General features: G+C 58.9%; 15 protein-coding genes and 1 other RNA gene. 12 read left to right on the top strand and 4 right to left on the bottom strand.

From position 1 onward, the window contains the following. Window positions 1-330 precede the first annotated feature (330 nt). The 3 genes from RCCGE510_RS15935 to RCCGE510_RS15945 all read left to right on the top strand — a co-directional run bounded on the left by RCCGE510_RS15935 (window position 331) and on the right by RCCGE510_RS15945 (window position 4973). Window positions 331-1818, top strand: coding sequence for an esterase-like activity of phytase family protein (locus tag RCCGE510_RS15935; protein WP_007631455.1), 1488 nt, complete (start codon window positions 331-333; stop codon window positions 1816-1818). A 331-nt stretch (window positions 1819-2149) separates the two neighbouring features. After that, a complete protein-coding gene (locus tag RCCGE510_RS15940; RefSeq protein WP_007631458.1) occupies window positions 2150-4312 on the top strand; it encodes an ATP-binding domain-containing protein in 2163 nt (720 codons plus the stop codon). Next, the gene (locus RCCGE510_RS15945) at window positions 4299-4973 is read left to right on the top strand and encodes a DUF2290 domain-containing protein (protein WP_007631459.1); all 675 of its coding nucleotides are present in this window, start codon (window positions 4299-4301) and stop codon (window positions 4971-4973) included. The genes RCCGE510_RS15940 and RCCGE510_RS15945 overlap by 14 nt, the downstream gene beginning before the upstream one ends. Before the next feature lie 88 nt (window positions 4974-5061). Here the strand turns inward: RCCGE510_RS15945 and ssrS are convergent. The 3 genes from ssrS to RCCGE510_RS15955 all read right to left on the bottom strand — a co-directional run bounded on the left by ssrS (window position 5062) and on the right by RCCGE510_RS15955 (window position 6069). Continuing rightward, a non-coding RNA gene (ssrS, locus tag RCCGE510_RS33470) (6S RNA) lies at window positions 5062-5220 on the bottom strand. Between the two features lie 69 nt (window positions 5221-5289). Then, window positions 5290-5667, bottom strand: coding sequence for a cell division protein ZapA (locus tag RCCGE510_RS15950; RefSeq protein ID WP_007631460.1), 378 nt, complete (start codon window positions 5665-5667; stop codon window positions 5290-5292). A 126-nt stretch (window positions 5668-5793) separates the two neighbouring features. Continuing rightward, window positions 5794-6069: a DUF4164 domain-containing protein gene (locus RCCGE510_RS15955; RefSeq protein ID WP_037078920.1), complete on the bottom strand. Its 276-nt coding sequence runs from the start codon at window positions 6067-6069 to the stop codon at window positions 5794-5796. A gap of 332 nt (window positions 6070-6401) precedes the next feature. Between RCCGE510_RS15955 and tkt the strand changes: the two genes are divergently transcribed. From tkt to RCCGE510_RS15995, 8 genes are all read left to right on the top strand, one after another. Continuing rightward, entirely contained in the window at window positions 6402-8375 is a 1974-nt protein-coding gene (gene tkt, locus RCCGE510_RS15960; protein ID WP_007631462.1) for a transketolase, read from the top strand. Between the two features lie 82 nt (window positions 8376-8457). Further along, window positions 8458-9468 carry a type I glyceraldehyde-3-phosphate dehydrogenase gene (gene gap / locus RCCGE510_RS15965; RefSeq protein WP_007631463.1) on the top strand — a complete coding sequence of 337 codons (1011 nt, stop codon included), beginning with the start codon at window positions 8458-8460 and terminating at the stop codon, window positions 9466-9468. A gap of 243 nt (window positions 9469-9711) precedes the next feature. After that, the gene (locus tag RCCGE510_RS15970; RefSeq protein ID WP_007631464.1) at window positions 9712-10026 is read left to right on the top strand and encodes a hypothetical protein; all 315 of its coding nucleotides are present in this window, start codon (window positions 9712-9714) and stop codon (window positions 10024-10026) included. A gap of 180 nt (window positions 10027-10206) precedes the next feature. Further along, window positions 10207-10386 carry a hypothetical protein gene (locus tag RCCGE510_RS15975; protein WP_007631465.1) on the top strand — a complete coding sequence of 60 codons (180 nt, stop codon included), beginning with the start codon at window positions 10207-10209 and terminating at the stop codon, window positions 10384-10386. Between the two features lie 401 nt (window positions 10387-10787). Next, on the top strand, window positions 10788-12662 hold the full coding sequence (locus RCCGE510_RS15980; RefSeq protein ID WP_007631467.1) for a potassium/proton antiporter: 1875 nt from the start codon (window positions 10788-10790) through the stop codon (window positions 12660-12662). A gap of 70 nt (window positions 12663-12732) precedes the next feature. After that, entirely contained in the window at window positions 12733-13935 is a 1203-nt protein-coding gene (locus RCCGE510_RS15985; RefSeq protein WP_007631469.1) for a phosphoglycerate kinase, read from the top strand. A gap of 224 nt (window positions 13936-14159) precedes the next feature. Beyond that, on the top strand, window positions 14160-15185 hold the full coding sequence (locus RCCGE510_RS15990) for a class I fructose-bisphosphate aldolase (protein WP_007631471.1): 1026 nt from the start codon (window positions 14160-14162) through the stop codon (window positions 15183-15185). Between the two features lie 361 nt (window positions 15186-15546). Beyond that, window positions 15547-16470 carry a PhzF family phenazine biosynthesis protein gene (locus RCCGE510_RS15995; RefSeq protein ID WP_007631474.1) on the top strand — a complete coding sequence of 308 codons (924 nt, stop codon included), beginning with the start codon at window positions 15547-15549 and terminating at the stop codon, window positions 16468-16470. A 15-nt stretch (window positions 16471-16485) separates the two neighbouring features. On the opposite strand, the gene RCCGE510_RS35190 is transcribed toward RCCGE510_RS15995, so the two are convergent. After that, window positions 16486-16650, bottom strand: coding sequence for a hypothetical protein (locus tag RCCGE510_RS35190; protein ID WP_007631475.1), 165 nt, complete (start codon window positions 16648-16650; stop codon window positions 16486-16488). Between the two features lie 173 nt (window positions 16651-16823). Between RCCGE510_RS35190 and RCCGE510_RS16000 the strand changes: the two genes are divergently transcribed. Continuing rightward, complete coding sequence (locus tag RCCGE510_RS16000) at window positions 16824-18140, top strand: MFS transporter (RefSeq protein WP_007631476.1); 1317 nt, start codon at window positions 16824-16826, stop codon at window positions 18138-18140. Window positions 18141-18200: the final 60 nt, after the last annotated feature.

Consider the following 18200-nt stretch of genomic DNA (forward strand, 5'->3'; position numbering starts at 1 on the left):
GCGGACACGCAAGAGCCCGACATTCTCTCGCACGGCCTTTTCGCTGCAAAGCGTCATCCAGATATCATGATCCCATCATAGACCGTCTGACGGGGAGATGGGTGACGAAATCCAGGGCGCGTTTGCCATCGGGAAATCGAATCCCACTGCATAATTCCTTAGATCGGCATCGATTGAAGGACAAATTATGCAGCAGCTCAACGTGCTACAGCGTCCTTTGCGCGTCTGAACGGAGGCGCGGCGCTGTAGGCCGGGGGTTTCATTTGAAGCGGTGTCCGGCCTCACGGCGGAAGCCGTTTCGAGAGCGATTTTGATCGAGAGGGTATTTTCATGAAGCACGTCAGACCATATGCATCGCGGCTGCTCGCCGCGGTTCTTGCTGCATCCGCCGCTATTCCGACGGTCGCAATGGCCGAGAATTCCGCCACCGCCGGCGGCCTCACCTTCATCAACAAAGGCCTGGTCGGCATCGGCCGCATCCCGGCCAACCTGCGCGATAAATTCGGTGAGACCTTCGGTTCCGGCTCTGGCATGGCAATCGATCCCGCCGCCTGGAGCCGCGACGGCGCCGGCTACAAGGGCACGCTCTACCTGTTGCCCGACCGGGGTTACAATGCCGCCGGCACAGTCGACTATCGTCCGCGCCTCAACACCATCGCAATCGGCCTGACGCCGACCGCTCCGGGTACGGCGCCCGAGGCCGGCAAGGAGCAGTCCGGCGTCGACGCAAAGCTTGTCGATTCCACGCTCTTTGTCGATGACAAGGGCGCTGACATGACCGGTCTCGACCCGGAATCCGGCGTGCGTGCTGCTGCCGGCAATTTTCCGCCACTGCCGCAGGCGGTGAACGGCAAGATCGCGCTCGACAATGAAGCCGTCATCCGCATGGCCGACGGCAGCATGTTCGTCAGCGACGAATACGGCCCCTATATCTACCGCTTCGCAGCCGACGGCCACCTGCTCTCGGCGACCCAGCCGCCGAAGGCGCTTCTGCCGATGCGTAAAGGCGCGTTGAGCTTCGCCTCCAACAATCCCGGCCCCGGCGCATCCGCTCCTGATCCGAAGGATCCGGAGACCGGACGCCAGAACAACCAGGGTCTCGAAGGCATGGCGATGACGCCGGACGGCAAGTTCATCATATCGGTGCTGCAGTCGGCGGCCCGCCAGGACGGCGGCGATTCCAGCTCGACCCGTCAGAATACCCGCGCCATGATCTATGACGCCGCCGATCCCGATCATCTGAAGCTGGTGCACGAATATGTCGTACCGCTGTCGGTCTTCAAGGATGCCAAGGACAAGACGGTGATCGCCGCCGAGAGCGAAATCGTCGCCCTTTCCGACAAGACATTCCTGATGCTCGCCCGCGACAGCGGCAACGGTCAGGGCATGAAGGGCGACACCTCGCTCTACCGCAAGATCAATATCGTCGACGTTTCCAATGCGACCGATATTGCCGACACCGATTTCGATGCCGACAAGCCGATCGCGCCGAAGGGCGTTGTCGATCCTTCGCTGACGCCGGCGACGCTGACACCCTTCATCGACATCAACGACAAGGCCGAGCTTGCCCGCTTCGGCCTGCACAACGGCGCACCGAACGACAAGAACAATCTGTCGGAAAAATGGGAAGCCATGGGTCTTGCAAGCGTACTCGACCCGAACCTGCCGGACGACTACTTCCTGTTCGTCGCCAATGACAACGACTTCCTGACGCAGGACGGTTTCCAGGTGGGTGCGGTCTACAAGGCGGACGGCGGCGCCGACGTCGACACGCTGTTCCAGGTCTTCCAGCTCACCCTTCCGGGTCTGAAAAAGTAACGAACACACTGAAAGAGGCGGACGCAAAACCGCGCTCGCCCGCCAAGCCCGCGTCTTCGTCCATGATGAAAGGGAATTGCGATCCACGACGAAAGATGGATGTTTACGATCCTAGGCGCGCGCAAACTCAGAGTATAATTATTTGTTTTGACTGCAATTTATCTTAGAACCTGGATAAAAGCGCCGTAAATTCCAACCGCCGACAAAGCCTTCGTCCTCGTAAAAACTTGAAGTAGGCATCTTGGAAGCTACCGGCTTTCTTACTCGAACGGCATCAGATAAAGATGGTTGAAGAGCACAAATTGAATACGTGACGCAGCGATGAAAACTTATGACTGAAATTGTATGGGGTTCCACCAGGAAGCCGGTAGCTAGCCAAAGTCTTGCGGCTCACATCGAAGCGTCATTCGGTGAAGAAGGCGTGCTTTACGTCGGCTATCCCGTGCTGTCTGCCGCAGAGGGCGTGAACTCAATCGATGCACTTTGGGTCAGCCCGGCGCACGGCATCGTCATCTTCCATCTGGTCGAAGGCAGAGATGCAAGCGGCTTCGAAGACATTCAGGACGAATTCGCAAACAATCTTGAAACGAAGCTACGCCCGCACAAGACCTTGATGAAAGGCCGCTTGCTTCTAGCCCCACCTACGGTCGTGACCTATGGTCCTTCGATAAAAGCCGCTTCGAATGATGAGGCTTATTTGATTGCTGGTGATGCGAATCTGGTTGAGGTTTTATCGAATATTCATTGGGACAACCCGGAACTTTATTCTGCTGTTCATTCTGTAATTCAGTCAATCTCTTCCATTAGAAAAGGTAAGCGCCGCCGTCAGATTACAAACGTAACTTCGAGAGGCGCACGCCTCAAAGAACTCGAGGATTCGATCGCTACGCTAGATTCGCTCCAGAGCAGAGCGGTGATTGAAACCGTCTCAGGTGTGCAGCGGATTCGCGGACTCGCCGGTTCAGGCAAGACAATTATTTTAGCACTTAAAGCTGCTTATCTACATGCGCAACATCCCGAATGGAAAATTGCGGTCACGTTCAACACTCGGTCCCTGAAGGACCAGTTTCACAGGCTGATTGAAACGTTCGTTGTAGAACAAACTGGCGAGATGCCTGTCTGGGAAAACATCCAAGTTCTTAACGCATGGGGCGCACCCGGCGGAAATACCCGGACTGGGGTTTACTATCAGTTTTGCCAAGCGAATGGACTTGAATTTTTCGATTTCCAAACTGCGAAAGATCGCTTCTCGCTCGCACGTGCCTTCGAAGGTGTGGTGGACCTCGCCCTGAATTCTGTCACGAACGCAAAACCGATCTTTGACGTCGTCTTGGTTGACGAAGCTCAAGATTTCAATCCTAACTTCCTAAGATTGTGCTATTTGGCTCTCGGTGAGACGAAGCGTTTAGTTTATGCTTATGATGAATTGCAGTCACTTACCGAAAGTAGCCTACCACCTCCCGAAGAGATGTTTGGGCTCAAGCCGGACGGCACACCGAATGTGGTTTTTCAAGCCCCCCTCCCCGGCCAACCAAGTCAAGATATCATACTCGAAAAATGCTACCGCAACTCAAGGCCGGTACTAGCAACCGCACACGCACTTGGTTTCGGTATTTATCGTGACGTTGACCTTAAAACCGGCACCGGCTTAATCCAGATGTTTGATAGAGCCGGTCTGTGGGAGGATGTTGGATATGAGGTAAAGTCCGGTGCATTGCGAGACGGTCAGAGCGTAACACTAACGCGAACAACTCATTCAAGCCCGGAATTTCTAGAGAGACCCGGCGAAATCGATAGGCTGGTGGAATTCATTGTCTTCAAAACTGTCGCAGATCAGGCGACGTGGCTTGCTAACTCGATTGAAAACAATCTCAAGAATGAAGAACTAAATTATGACGACATCATAGTCATCAACCCTGACCCGGTGACCACTGTTAAACAAGTCGGCCTGCCTAGAAAGATATTGTTCGAACGTGGAATTCAGTCTCATGTTGCAGGCGTAGACACCTCTTCTGATGTTTTCTTTAAGAAGGACGAAGCCTCGGTGGCATTTACCGGCATTTTCCGCGCCAAGGGAAACGAAGCCGGTATGGTATACGTTATGAATGCTCACGACTGCTTCACCGCTTTTGGCAATCTAGGCCGAGTCAGAAATCAGCTCTTCACCGCGATCACTCGCAGCAAAGCTTGGGTGAAAGTGCTTGGGGTTGGGGCGGATATGGAAAAGCTAACGCAGGAATTTGGCCGCGTCGAGAAGAACAATTACGAGCTGACATTCGTCTATCCCAATGAAGAGACACGAAAACACTTGCGCGTCATCAATCGCGATCTGACACCTGAAGAGCAGAGAAAAATTAAAGGTGCAGCAACGAGTCTTTCCACTCTTGTTGAAGACATTGCTGCAGGGAAAGTTCTTGTGGAAGATCTGCCCAAGCATCAAGTTGACGAACTCCGCCGTCTTTTGAATTCCGGAGCCGGGAATGGCAACGGCTGAGCAAATCAGGACGCAAATCGAGGAGCTAACCGCCGACTTGATCTCGGTTGGCTTGTGTGTTGATCAAAACTTCCCAACACTTAAGGCGGAAAACAACGGCATCAAAACCATTGGCTTTGGTAATTTAGATGACCTATCCATCACGTTAAAAAACATTGCCTACATCGACGTTTATGAGAGTCTTCGAGAAAAACGCTCCTACAATATAAGGTTGATTGATGGAGGTGTGCTACAAATGCTTTATACTTTCGAGGGCGACGAGCTAACAAAACACAGGCTGGCCTTCTTCCCATCTCCTGATTTACTTGAATATCAGAATAATAGTGATGTTTACGAGAATGACGAAATGTATGGTGATGTCATTTTCAAAAACATCGTGACTTCTCCTGTTAGATTCGATTTCGATCGAGACGCCTTCATAGACTACGACCATCCAATGTCGCATGTTACTTTCGGACAATACAAAAATTGTCGCATACCCGTGACAGGTGCATTAAGTCCATTTCGATTTGTGCATTTTATACTTCGTGCATTTTACAACACTCCATTCAAGAAATTCTGCGGCGACATTCGCGAACACCAGTATTCGTTCCCTCTGACGATTACAGCCTCTGAGTCTAGGCACGTACATGTACAGGCTGGAGTTGCCGCTCAGCTTTGAACGAAGTGGGCACACCAAAGCCATTCAGCTCGCGGCCAAACTCTCTTGGTTACCCAGGCCCAAATCATTAAAATACAAGAGGGGGAAGGTGCGATCCACGACCACCGATGGATGTTTACGATCCTGGGTGCCTACAAACGTAGGTGGGCGCCGTGTGTCCAGGCCCACGGGCCTGGCCAGGGACAGCTCCCTTTGGATCGAGTATGGCCCCAGGGATTGTGGTTCCTGTCGAGAGGCGCAGACCGCATCGCGATATATAAGGTCGTTTGCGCCAGCGCGCCAGTGGTGGCGGCACGTCGTTCTTATTTAATTGAGATCAATTGAGTTCGGGTGCGGACCGGCCGTTCAGTTTGTCGGTGATGCCGCGAATGCGGCTTGAAACCTCACTGAGCGCCGCCGCAAGATTTTCCTCGGTGCGGGCGGTGGCCGCAAGCACCGTGTCGCGGTTGCCGCGCAGCGACTCGAGCTCGGATTCCAGCCCGGCCACGCGGCGCGTCAACTCGGAAATCTCGTCCATGATCATGATACCGGCCATGACGGTGATCCTGAGATCGCCGATTTCCCCGAACTGCCCCTTGAGATGGCCGACATAGCGGTCGAAACCAGTGGCGAGATCGGTCAAGTGATCCTCCTGCCCTTCTTCGCAGGCCATACGATAGGCCTTGCCGTCGATCGTCACCGTCACCTGCGCCATGCCAAACTCTTTCTGCGAGAGCATGATGCCGAAAAATATGCGCGGTTTTCCGACGACATCATGCTCAACTCTTAAATTAAAACAGGATTCAGATTTTGGGCCAACTTGGCCCAAAATCATCCTGTTCTAGCGATCCAGAACCGCGCGGATCGTCTCCATGGCCGTCACCAGCCGCCGCGATACCTCACGGTTGACTTCCTCAAGCCGGTTGGCGCGGAATTCGGCCTGGTCGAGCTCCTGCGCCAGCCGCGAACGGTCGGCGTGCACGCGCCGCACCTCGCCCTCGATCTCGCCCTGCTCGCGCTGCCGCTCGACCCGCATGTCGACGGCGTTTTCGAGGCCCGAAATCGCCTGTCTCAATTCGTTCAGAGCTGCTTCCATGGTTTTGCCTGTGGGCATCATGCCTTCCCGATTCCCGCGCAGGATCCGCGAATCGGCACGCCGCGCCGATCCTGCGATTTAAAAAGGATATGCAGCTCGCCGACGGCCCGTCAATAAATCCTGTCACTTGCCCACCGGCCTATCCTGTGGATGAGCGTTTTACATAGGCCGACGGAGGCGATTCGTCATTTGTACAATCGCGCGATCAAATGTCAAAAATCGCCATTGCCCGCCCGGATTTGGCTTGCCATTTATTGACTTGCCCGCCCCAACTGCTATGTCTCTGCCGCTTTCACTCGATGGTCTTGGAGGCTCGAGGCCATCCCCCGACACCCGGAACTTGCGGAAAAGCCATGACCTCTCCCGAACAACACGACCGGATGGCGAATGCAATCCGTTTTCTCGCCATGGACGCCGTTGAAAAGGCGAACTCCGGCCACCCCGGCATGCCGATGGGCATGGCTGATGTGGCAACGGTCCTGTTCACCAAATATCTGAAGTTCGATCCGAAGAAGCCGCACTGGCCGAACCGCGATCGCTTCGTACTCTCGGCCGGCCATGGCTCGATGCTGCTCTATTCGTTGCTGTATCTGACCGGCTATCCCGACATGACGATCGAAGACCTGAAGCAGTTCCGTCAGCTCGGCTCGAAGACCGCCGGTCATCCGGAATACGGTCACGCCACCGGCATTGAAACGACAACCGGTCCGCTCGGCCAGGGTATTGCCAATTCCGTCGGCATGGCGATTGCCGAACGCAAGCTGCGCGAGGAATTCGGCGCCGATCTTCAGGATCACTATACCTATGCAATTTGCGGCGACGGTTGCCTCATGGAGGGCATCAGCCACGAAGCCATCGCGCTCGCCGGCCACCTGAAGCTCAACAAGCTCGTTCTGTTCTGGGACAACAACTCGATCACCATCGACGGTGCCGTATCTCTCTCGGATTCCACCGATCAGATCGCCCGTTTCAAGGCCGTTCATTGGAACACGATCGAGATCGACGGTCACGATCAGGCCGCAATCGCCGACGCGATCGAAGCTGCTCACAACTCCGACCGCCCGACCTTCATCGCCTGCAAGACGATCATCGGCTTCGGCGCCCCGAACAAGCAGGGCACCCATAAGGTCCACGGCAATCCGCTCGGCGCCGAGGAAATCGCCGCCACGCGCAAGGCGCTGAACTGGGAAGCTGAACCCTTCGTCATCCCGTCGGACGTCTTGGACACTTGGCGTGCAGCTGGTGCCCGCTCCGTCGATCTCGTCAACGCCTGGGAACAGGGTCTGGCCAAGGCTCCGGCCAAAGCCGAATTCACTCGCCGTATGGCAGGCGAACTGCCGGAAGGCTTCGACGCCGCAATCAGCGCCTACAAGAAGAAGCTCGCCGAGACCAAGCCGACCGTTGCTACCCGCAAGGCTTCGGAAGATGCGCTCGAGGTCATCAACGGCTTCCTGCCGGAAACGCTCGGCGGTTCCGCCGATCTGACGCCGTCGAACAACACCAAGACCAGCCAGATGCACTCGATCACGCCGACGGATTTCGCCGGCCGTTACATGCATTGGGGCATCCGCGAGCACGGCATGGCGTCTGCGATGAACGGCATCGCGCTGCATGGCGGCCTCATTCCCTATAGCGGTGGCTTCCTGATCTTCTCGGATTATTGCCGTCCGCCGATCCGCCTTGCTTCGCTGATGGGCATCCGTGTCATCCATGTCCTGACGCATGACTCGATCGGCGTCGGCGAAGACGGCCCGACGCACCAGCCAGTCGAACAGCTCGCCGGTCTGCGCGCCATCCCTAACCTGATGGTCTTCCGTCCGGCCGACGCCACGGAAACGGCGGAGTGCTGGCAGATCGCCGTCAAGACGCACAACCGTCCTTCGGGCCTTGCTCTGACGCGCCAGAACCTGCTCGCAGCTCGCACCGAATACAGCGAAAAGAACCTCTGCGAACAGGGTGCCTACACGCTGGCCGGCAATGCCGACGCCAAGGTGACGATCTTCGCCTCCGGCTCGGAGGTCGAAATCGCCGTCGCCGCCCGCGCAGCCCTTGAAGCCAAGGGTGTCACGGTGCGCGTCGTATCAGTTCCCTGCACGGAACTGTTCTTCGAGCAGCCGGACGCCTATCGCAAGGAAATCCTCGGTAACTCGCCGGTCAAGATTGCCGTCGAAGCCGCCGTCCGCGAAGGCTGGGATGCCTTTATCGGACCGGAAGGCACTTTTGTCGGCATGAAGGGCTTCGGTGCTTCCGGCCCGGTGAAGGATGTTTACAAGCATTTCGGTATCACTGCCGACGCCGTCGTTGCGGCCGCTGAAGCAAAGCTCTAATGAGGGCGCCTTGAGGCGCTCTCCATCTCCTCAATTCCCGGCCCGGCTGTATCGGGCCTTACTCTATCGGGAGTGAATGAACATGACAGTCAAGGTTGCCATCAACGGCTTCGGCCGCATCGGCCGCAACGTCCTTCGCGCCATCGTCGAATCCGGCCGCACCGACATCGAAGTCGTCGCCATCAACGACCTCGGCCCCGTCGAAACCAATGCCCACCTGCTGCGCTACGACTCGATCCATGGCCGCTTCCCGGCCACCGTGAAAGTCGAGGGTGACTCGATCATCGTCGGCAACGGCAAGCCGATCAAGGTCACCGCCATGAAGGATCCGGCGACGCTTCCGCACCGCGAACTCGGCGTCGACATCGCGATGGAATGCACCGGCATCTTCACCTCCCGCGACAAGGCTGCCGCCCACCTGACGGCCGGCGCCAAGCGCGTCATCGTTTCGGCACCTGCAGACGGTGCCGACCTGACTGTCGTCTTCGGCGTCAATCATGACCAGCTCACCAAGGAGCATATGGTCATCTCCAATGCGTCCTGCACCACCAACTGCCTGGTGCCGGTCGTGAAGGTTCTCGACGACGCCGTCGGCATCGACCACGGCTTCATGACGACGATCCACTCCTACACCGGCGACCAGCCGACGCTCGACACGATGCACAAGGACCTGTATCGCGCCCGCGCCGCCGCACTTTCGATGATCCCGACCTCGACAGGCGCCGCCAAGGCAGTCGGCCTCGTTCTGCCGCATCTGAAGGGCAAGCTCGACGGCACCTCGATCCGCGTTCCGACTCCGAACGTTTCCGTCGTCGACTTCAAGTTCGTCGCCAAGAAAGCCACCAGCGTTGGCGAAATCAACGAGGCCATCATGGCTGCTGCAAACGGCAAGCTGAAAGGCGTCCTCGGCTACACCGACGAGCCGCTCGTCTCCCGTGACTTCAACCACGACAGCCATTCCTCGATCCTCGCAACCGATCAGACCAAGGTCATGGAAGGCAATTTCGTGCGCGTCCTGTCCTGGTACGACAATGAATGGGGCTTCTCCAGCCGCATGTCCGACACGGCTGTCGCTTTCGCCAAGCTCATCTGAGCGCTCTTAAGGCATCGACATGCAAGCGGCCCGGGAAACTGGGCCGCTTTTTGTTGCCGTGCCTCGAACGAACCCAGCCTCCCCCGCACTGGTATCTTTTCGTCCATTGCCGGGATGAGATCTGTTAGGATAACTCGCCTGGACATTCCAAAATGCCCAGTTTCCTCGCGCCGCATCGGCCCCCGGCCAGGCGCGGAACGCCAATACCGTGCGGCAGCACTGTCGCTAATATGAGAGAGATGGATGGATTACTTTACCGTAGAAATCGCCGGCCGTGCCGTTGCCAGCTTTCGCTCCGAAAATCACGAGGAAGCCACCCATTTCTTCGAGGCGGCGGACTTTCGCGACGATCTGACCATCCTGGAGTCCGAAGGCAAACCCCTGTGGGACCGTAAGGCGGCGCTCAGCCTGCGCAAGGCGACCGCCGAGGAAGCCAGCGAAGTCGAGCACGCCTATGAATTCGACGATGATCCCGAACGGACCATCGAGGACGAGTTCGTTGTTTTCCTGGTCCCGGTCGCGGATCTGACCGACGAGAGCGAGGACACCGAAGACTGACCGACGATACGCATCGTTTTCCGATTTCGAAAGCCACACCGAAGCGACGAGTTCGGTGTGGCGCTGCCGCTTGCAGGCAGGGATGGATCACGCGTTGGCCAATCCGCTGGCCAAGCATGATAGATTGCGGAGATGCATAGCAACGCATAATGGCGACGATGATCCAAGCGGAGGCGATAAATGGCAGAGGCACAGAAGCGCTTGTCCCACACCACGCTCAAGCGGCGGCAGCGGTTTCACCGCAAGCGGGACGTCAGACCTGCGGTGCTGGCAAAGGCCAATCGCCTGGTTATCTGGGTTGCCGCGTTCATCGGTCTCGCTTTTCTCGCCATCGTCATATTTCAGGCAGTGTTGGGATAGCAGAGCAGCGGCCGCCGCTCTCAACATGTGCGGCTGCGATCCCTTTTCCCGTCCTCGGACAAGGCAGACGCGCCGCGTGAACGCAGAAACGTGTCTTGGCCTATCGCCGTTCGCAGATACCGGCAGGAAAAATCCGTGCCTGTCCCTTTTGCCCTGCTCTCGCCTGATTTTCCTATACATTCTTTATAGACAATTTCTCCCGTAGCATTCCGGGTCGGTTGGCCGTCCGGCAACCGTTCAGCAGCATGATGCAGCGTCGCGACGAGGTTAAGCCGCAAGGCCTACCCTTCTCTGACGTTTTGCCGTTTACTGGTGGGCCGCCGCGCGTCAGGAGGGGTTGAACCAAGGCGGATCGGCCGGAGCGGCTGTATCCGTAAAGCAGGCGATGAAAAGGGGTGGGCATGGAAGCGTTTTATATCGTGGTGCTGGTCTCGACGGCGCTCGTGCTTCTTGCCGCTTTTTCGAGCCTGCTCGCCTTCCGCTTCGGCGCACCCCTGCTGCTGCTTTTCCTGATGATCGGCCTTGCCGCCGGCGTCGACGGCCTTGGCATCGAGTTCAGCAACAATTACCTCGCCTATATTCTCGGCTCCATCGCGCTGGCTGTCATCCTGTTTGATTCCGGCTTCGGCACGCCGATGCATGCCTTCCGGCTCGCGGCCGTGCCCTCTCTGGCACTCGCCTCGGTCGGCGTGCTGATTACCGCCTCGCTCTTTGCCTTCGCGGCCATGTGGCTTTTGAACTTCTCCTGGCTGGAAGGCCTGCTGCTCGGCTCGATCGTCGCATCGACGGATGCCGCCGCCGTCTTCTTCCTGCTGCGCATCGGCGGCATCAACATCCGCGACAAAGTGCGCTCGACGCTGGAGGTCGAATCCGGCACCAACGACCCAATGGCGATCTTCCTCACCATCGCCCTTGTCGAGGTGCTGGCGAGCGGCGAGCGATCCGCCGGCATCAATATCGGCATGCTCGCCATGTTCGTGCAGCAGATGGGCCTCGGCGTCATCCTCGGCTTGCTCGGCGGCATGATGATCGTGCTGATCGTCAGTAAGCTGGACACCGATCGCGGCCTGACGCCGATCTTCGTGCTGGCGCTCGCCCTTCTCGTCTTCTCCTTCACCGGCGCGGTCGGCGGCAGCGGCTTCCTTGCCGTCTATGTCGCCGGCATTTACGCCGGAAACCGCAAGATGCAGGCGATCGGCACCATCAAACGCTTCCAGGACGGTATGACCTGGCTGGCGCAGATCATTATGTTCCTGGTGCTCGGCCTGCTTGCGACGCCGTCGCAATTCCCGGTCATCATCGTGCCCGCCATTCTGCTTGCCCTCTTCCTGATCTTTATCGCCCGCCCGCTGGCGGTCTGGCTGTCGCTGCTCCCGTTTGATTACACGCAGCAGGAAATCGGCTTCGTTGCCTGGGTCGGTCTGCGCGGCGCCGTCTCCATTCTGCTTGCCATCATGCCCATCCTCGGCGGGCTCGAGAACGGACAGATCTATTTCAACACGGCCTTTATCATCGTGCTGGTCTCGTTGCTCCTCCAGGGCTGGACGATCAAGCCGGTCGCCAAGAAGCTTGGCCTGATCATTCCGCCGCGCATCGGTGCCGTCGACAAGGTCGAGGTCGACCTGCCGGGCGCCGCCAACCACGAACTGCTCTCCTATCGCGTCATCAAGGATAGTCCCGTGCTGCGCGGCGAGCGCATCCCGCGCTGGGCGACGCCTTCGCTGGTGATCCGCGACGGCAAGTCGATGCGCTACCAGTATGCCGGGCGGCTGCGCGAGAACGATCTCGTCTATCTCTTCATCGTGCCGAGCTACTCCCGCCTGCTCGACCGGCTCTTCGCCAGCCGTGCGCCGGTGGATGAGGACGATGCCGATTTTTTCGGAGCCTTCGCGCTCTCACCCGCCCGCCCCGCCGCCGATCTCGACGCCGCCTATGGCCCCGGCCTGCTCAACGAATCCGAAAAGGGCCTGACGATCGCCGAATTGATGCGGCAACGCCTCGGCGGCAAGGCCGACTATGCCGACCGCGTCCGTCTCGGTTCGATCATTCTCATCGTCCGCGATCTCGACGAGCACGACCACATCACCTCCGTCGGAATGTCGCTCGAAGCCGTCGAACCGGCGATCACGCTGCCGATCTTCATTAATCTCAAGGACATTATCCAGCGCATCCGCGACCGGCTGAAAGGGCGCCGAAGCCGCGAAACCGCAGCCTCCGAAACCGCAGCGAAAGCACCGCCCGGACGCGACGAAGGCACACGCGAAAACGGCCGTTGAACGCCTTGCGTCTCAAATGATCCTTGCTATGGTCGCCGCAACTTCCGCCAACCAAGACTGGATTTCCTCCATGCCTTCTTTCAAGACCCTCGACGATCTTTCCGACATCCGCGGCAAGCGCGTTCTCGTCCGCGTCGATCTCAATGTTCCGGTCAAGGACGGCAAGGTCACCGATACGACCCGCATCGAGCGTGTGGCGCCGACGATCCTCGAACTGTCCGAGAAGGGCGCCAAGGTGATCCTGCTTGCCCATTTCGGCCGGCCGAAGGACGGCCCTTCGCCGGACCTTTCGCTGTCGCTGATCGCCCCTTCGGTCGAGGAAGTGCTCGATCATGCCGTGCTGACGGCGTCCGATTGCATCGGCGAGGCCGCGGCCTCCGCCGTCGCGGCAATGAATGACGGCGATATCCTGCTTCTTGAAAACACCCGCTTCCACAAGGGCGAAGAAAAGAACGACCCCGACTTCACCAAGGCGCTTGCTGCGAATGGCGACATCTATGTCAACGACGCTTTCTCCGCAGCCCATCGCGCTCATGCCTCGACCGAGGGCCTTGCCCACCACCTGCCGGCCTATGCCGGCCGCACCATGCAGGCCGAGCTGGTGGCGCTGGAAAAGGGCCTGGGTGATCCCGCCCGCCCTGTCGTCGCGATCGTCGGCGGCGCCAAGGTCTCGACCAAGATCGACCTCCTGATGAACTTGGTGAAGAAGGTCGATGCGCTCGTCATCGGCGGCGGCATGGCCAATACCTTCATCGCCGCTCGCGGCACCAATGTCGGCAAGTCGCTCTGCGAACATGACCTCGCCGAAACCGCCAAGCAGATCATGATCGAGGCGGCGACCGCCGGCTGCGCCATCATCCTGCCGGAAGACGGCGTGATCGCCCGCGAGTTCAAGGCGGGTGCCGCCAATGAAACGGTCGATATCAACGCCATCCCCGCCGATGCCATGGTGCTTGATGTCGGGCCGAAATCCGTCGAGGCCATCAATGCCTGGATCGAGCGCGCTTCGACTCTCGTCTGGAACGGCCCGCTCGGCGCCTTCGAGATCGAGCCCTTCGATGCCGCCACGGTCGCCGCGGCGAAATACGCCGCGCAACGCACCGCAACCGGCAAGCTTACCTCGGTTGCCGGCGGCGGCGACACGGTTTCGGCGCTGAACCATGCCGGCGTTTCCGACGCGTTCACCTATGTCTCCACGGCCGGCGGCGCTTTCCTCGAATGGATGGAAGGCAAGGAGCTTCCAGGCGTCGCCGTCCTCAACGCCGCCAAATAATCGCAAGCCGATTCGACTGGTTTTACATGTGGATAGACCGCGGCGGCGAGAGTGCCTTCCGCGGTCTTTTGCTCAGCCGGTGGAAAAAATCCCATGTTTTCAAACGATTGAATTGATTTCAATCGTTTCAATGACTTAGCCTTCCATTTTCCTCGCTATCAACTTCTGTTATCGCCGTCCTATATTCTTAAATCGCCGATGTTTAATGCTGTGGAGAGAACGAGATGAGCGAACGACTGGAAGACATTGCAGTGCAGATGGTTGCAGGCGGCCGGGGACTGCTTGCGGCAGATGAATCGACCTCCACCATCAAGAAGCGTTTCGACACGATCAACCTCGACTCGACCGAAACCAGCCGTCGCGACTACCGGGAGATGCTCTTGCGCTCCGACGAGGCGATGAAGAAATATATCTCCGGCGTCATCCTCTTCGAAGAGACCCTCTTCCAGAAGGCCGCGGACGGCACGCCTTTCGTCGACATCATTCGCGCCGCAGGCTCGATTCCCGGCATCAAGGTCGACACCGGCGCCAAGCCGATGGCGAAATATCCTGCTGAAACCGTCACCGAAGGCCTCGATGGCCTCGGCGAACGCCTTGCGCGCTATTATGAAGCCGGCGCCCGCTTCGCCAAGTGGCGTGGTGTCATCGCCATCTCGTCGACATTGCCGACCCGCGGTTCCGTCCGCGCCAACGCTCAGGCGCTTGCTCGTTATGCCGCACTCTGCCAAGAGGCCGGGATCGTTCCGATCGTTGAGCCGGAATGCCTGATGGACGGGAAACCGGGCGACCACACGATCGACCGCTGCGCTGAAGTCACCGAATCCACGCTGCGCATCGTTTTTGAGGAACTGGCCGACGCGCGCGTCAACCTCGAAGGCATGATCCTGAAGCCGAACATGGTCATCGACGGCAAGAACGCCCGCAAGGCTTCGGTCGCGGAAGTTGCCGAGCGCACGGTCAAGGTTCTGAAGGCGACCGTTCCGCCCGCCGTTCCTGGCATCGCCTTCCTGTCGGGCGGCCAGACGACCGAAGAAGCGACCGCGCATCTTTCCGCCATCAATTCCAGCACCGACCTGCCCTGGCTCGTCACCTTCTCCTACGGCCGCGCCCTGCAGGACAGCGCCCTCAAGGCCTGGAATGGCAAGCCGGAAAACGTTGCCGCCGGCCAGCGCGAATTCACCCACCGCGCAGAGATGAACAGCCTCGCCGCCAAGGGCAGCTGGAAGAAGGATCTTGAAAAGGCGGCCTGATTTTTCGGACGCTTGCAATTGGGCAGAGAGCGGTAACCACAGCGTTGCGGCTCTTGCCCTCTCCCTTCGCCTCCGTCATTCCTGTGCTCGTCACAGGAATCCAGTGCGCCCAAGTCCTTGGGCGCGAAAAACTCTTTCGCTGACGTATTGATTCATTCACGGCGCCGACGCGGCGTGGCTGGATTCCTGTGACAGGCACAGGAATGAGGGAGTCCGGAGAGATGTTCTCCTCCCAACGAATCGGTAGAAATAAGTCACGTGCTTAAACCCCCTACTACTCCCATTGTCACGGCGACAAGAAACCACTTCGTTCCTTGAAAAACCGTGCTTATCCATAGCCGCAGCTGCAACAGGAGCCGCCATGGACACCCTTTCCTACGTCACCGTCGATGTCTTCACCTCCACCCGCTTCGAGGGCAATCCGCTTGCCGTCATCTCCGATGCGCGCGGCCTCAGCGACGCGGCGATGCAGAAGATCGCCACCGAGTTCAACTATTCCGAAGTCACCTTCGTCCTGCCGCCCGAAGACCCTGAGAATTCCGCCCGCGTGCGCATCTTCACCCCGACGATGGAAGTGCCCTTCGCCGGCCATCCGAATGTCGGCACCGCTTATGTGCTCGCCCAGCGGACGGAGATCTTCGGCAAGCTGGTCGGCGAGAAGCTGCGTTTCGAGGAAAAGGCCGGCATCGTCGAAGTCAGCCTGAAACGCACCAACGGACAGATCGAGGCCACCGCCATCCGCGCGCCGCAGCCGTTGGCGATCGGCGAGACCATTACCGAAGAAACCATCGCCCGCTGCGTCTCGCTCGAACCGGGCGTCGTCGTCAGCACCGTCCATGCGCCGGTCTTTGTCTCGGTCGGGCTGAACTTCGCCGTCGCGGAGCTGAACGGGCTCGAGGCGCTGGCCGCCGCCCGCCCCAACCTTGCCGGTTTCCAGGCGGCTGCCGGCCGCCAAACGACGAGCGGCCATGACTTCTCGCTGTTCCTCTATGTCCGCACACCCGACGATCCGTGGACTATCCGCGCCCGCATGTTCGCACCGCTCGACAATGTGCCCGAAGATCCGGCAACCGGCAGCGCTTCGGCCGCGCTTGGCGCCTATCTCGTTTCGCTTGCGCCGGCCGCCGATATGAACGTCCGCATCAACATCGAACAGGGCGTCGAAATGGGCCGCCGCAGCGTCATCGCTCTTGATGTCGTAAAATCCAAAGGCATCGTCACCGATGTCGTCATCTCGGGAAGCTGCGTTTTCGTCATGCGTGGAGAAATGACCTTGCGGGATTGACGACCGCATATCGGTTTACATCAGGAAGTCGCGCAAGAGCAGGTCCAGTGCCCAGATACCGAAAGCGATCAGCGCGATCTTCCAGAAATCCATCCGCCGCCTGAGGCCGGGAAACCCGAGCGGCTTGATAACCTGTATCGCCATGGCAAGGATGAGCAGCAAGGCTATCAGCTTTGTCATGCTTTATTTTTTCCATTTTTCGGAATGTCACAGGACGGACATTTTTCCGCGCGAACACAGGATCTCCACACGCCGTAAAGACATTCCGGGGCACAATCAATCACCTTGAGGCTGGGCTGACGCAGGTCCTGCCTTATGTCTATTTCAAAATCACTGAGACCGAGTCTGGGGAAATGAAGAGAAACCTTCTGTCCGTCGCCGCGCTGCTTTTTGGCACGCTCTTCCTTTTCATGGGCAACGGCCTGCAGGGCATCCTGCTTCCCGTGCGCGGCAATCTCGAAGGCTACGCCACCACGACCCTTGGCCTGCTCGGCACCTCATGGGCCGGAGGCTTCGTCATCGGCTGCCTGGTGGCGCCGAAGCTGGTGCGCCGCGTCGGCCATGTGCGTGCCTTCTCCGGCTTCATCTCGATCATCGCCATTATTGCTCTGGTGAGCGGCATCCTCATCCATCCGGTCTGGTGGGTCGTGTTGCGCGCCGTTACCGGCTTCTCCACCGCCGGCACCTCGATGATTATCGAAAGCTGGCTGAACGAGCGCGCCAGCAACGAAAGCCGTGGCGCGATCTTCTCGCTCTATATCGGCATCACGCTACTCGGTGTCGTCGGCGGCCAGATGATGATCCCGCTCGAGGATGTGCGCACGCCGGTGCTGTTCATGATCTGCGGCATCTTCTATTGCATTGCCATGCTGCCGACGACGCTTTCGACCGCCGCTTCGCCGCAGCCGCTGAAAGAGGTGCGCCTCGACTTGCCGGCGCTCTATCGCAATTCGCCGGTCTCCTGCCTCGGCATCCTGCTCGTCGGCATCGCCAACGGTGCCTATGGCACGCTCGGCGCCGTCTTCGGCGCCGGCGCCGGCCTTTCCGACACCAGCATCGCCATCATGATGAGTTCCACCATCTTTGCCGGCGCCGTGATGCAACTGCCGGCCGGCCGGCTTTCCGATCGCATCGACCGGCGCTATGTGCTCGCCGCCATGTCCGGGGTCGCCGCCCTTGCCGGCCTGCTGATCTTTTTGCTCCACCCAACGTCGCCCGCCTTGCTGATAGGGCTCGTTGTCCTTTACGGCGCGGTGGCCAATACGCTCTATCCAATCGCCGTCGCCCACGCGAACGACTTCGCGTCATCGGAGGATTTCGTCAAGGTCTCCGGGGGTCTGCTGCTGCTCTACGGGATCGGCACGGTGATCGGACCGACGATCGGCGGCCCCGTCATGTCGGTGATCACGCCTCATGCGCTTTTCCTCGTCACCGCCATCGCCCACGTGCTGATCACCGTTTACGCGATCATCAGGAGCCGCATCCGCGCCGCCGTCCCGGCCAGCGATCGTGACGCCTACACGACGATCCCGACCGGCACCTCGCCGATACTGACACCGCAAAGCATGTCGCTTGCCGATCGCGGCAGCGGCAAACCGCTCGAAACCGGCAAATCTCCTGAAACGGGGAAGTCTCCTGAAAGCAGCGATCCTGCTGTAAAGTTCGGCTAAAGCGCGTCGCGATCTTTCAGGTTCGCTCCTCACGCATTAAGTTTTATTTTCGAGGCAGCA

The organism is Rhizobium sp. CCGE 510 (assembly GCF_000292525.1).
GTDB lineage: Bacteria > Pseudomonadota > Alphaproteobacteria > Rhizobiales > Rhizobiaceae > Rhizobium.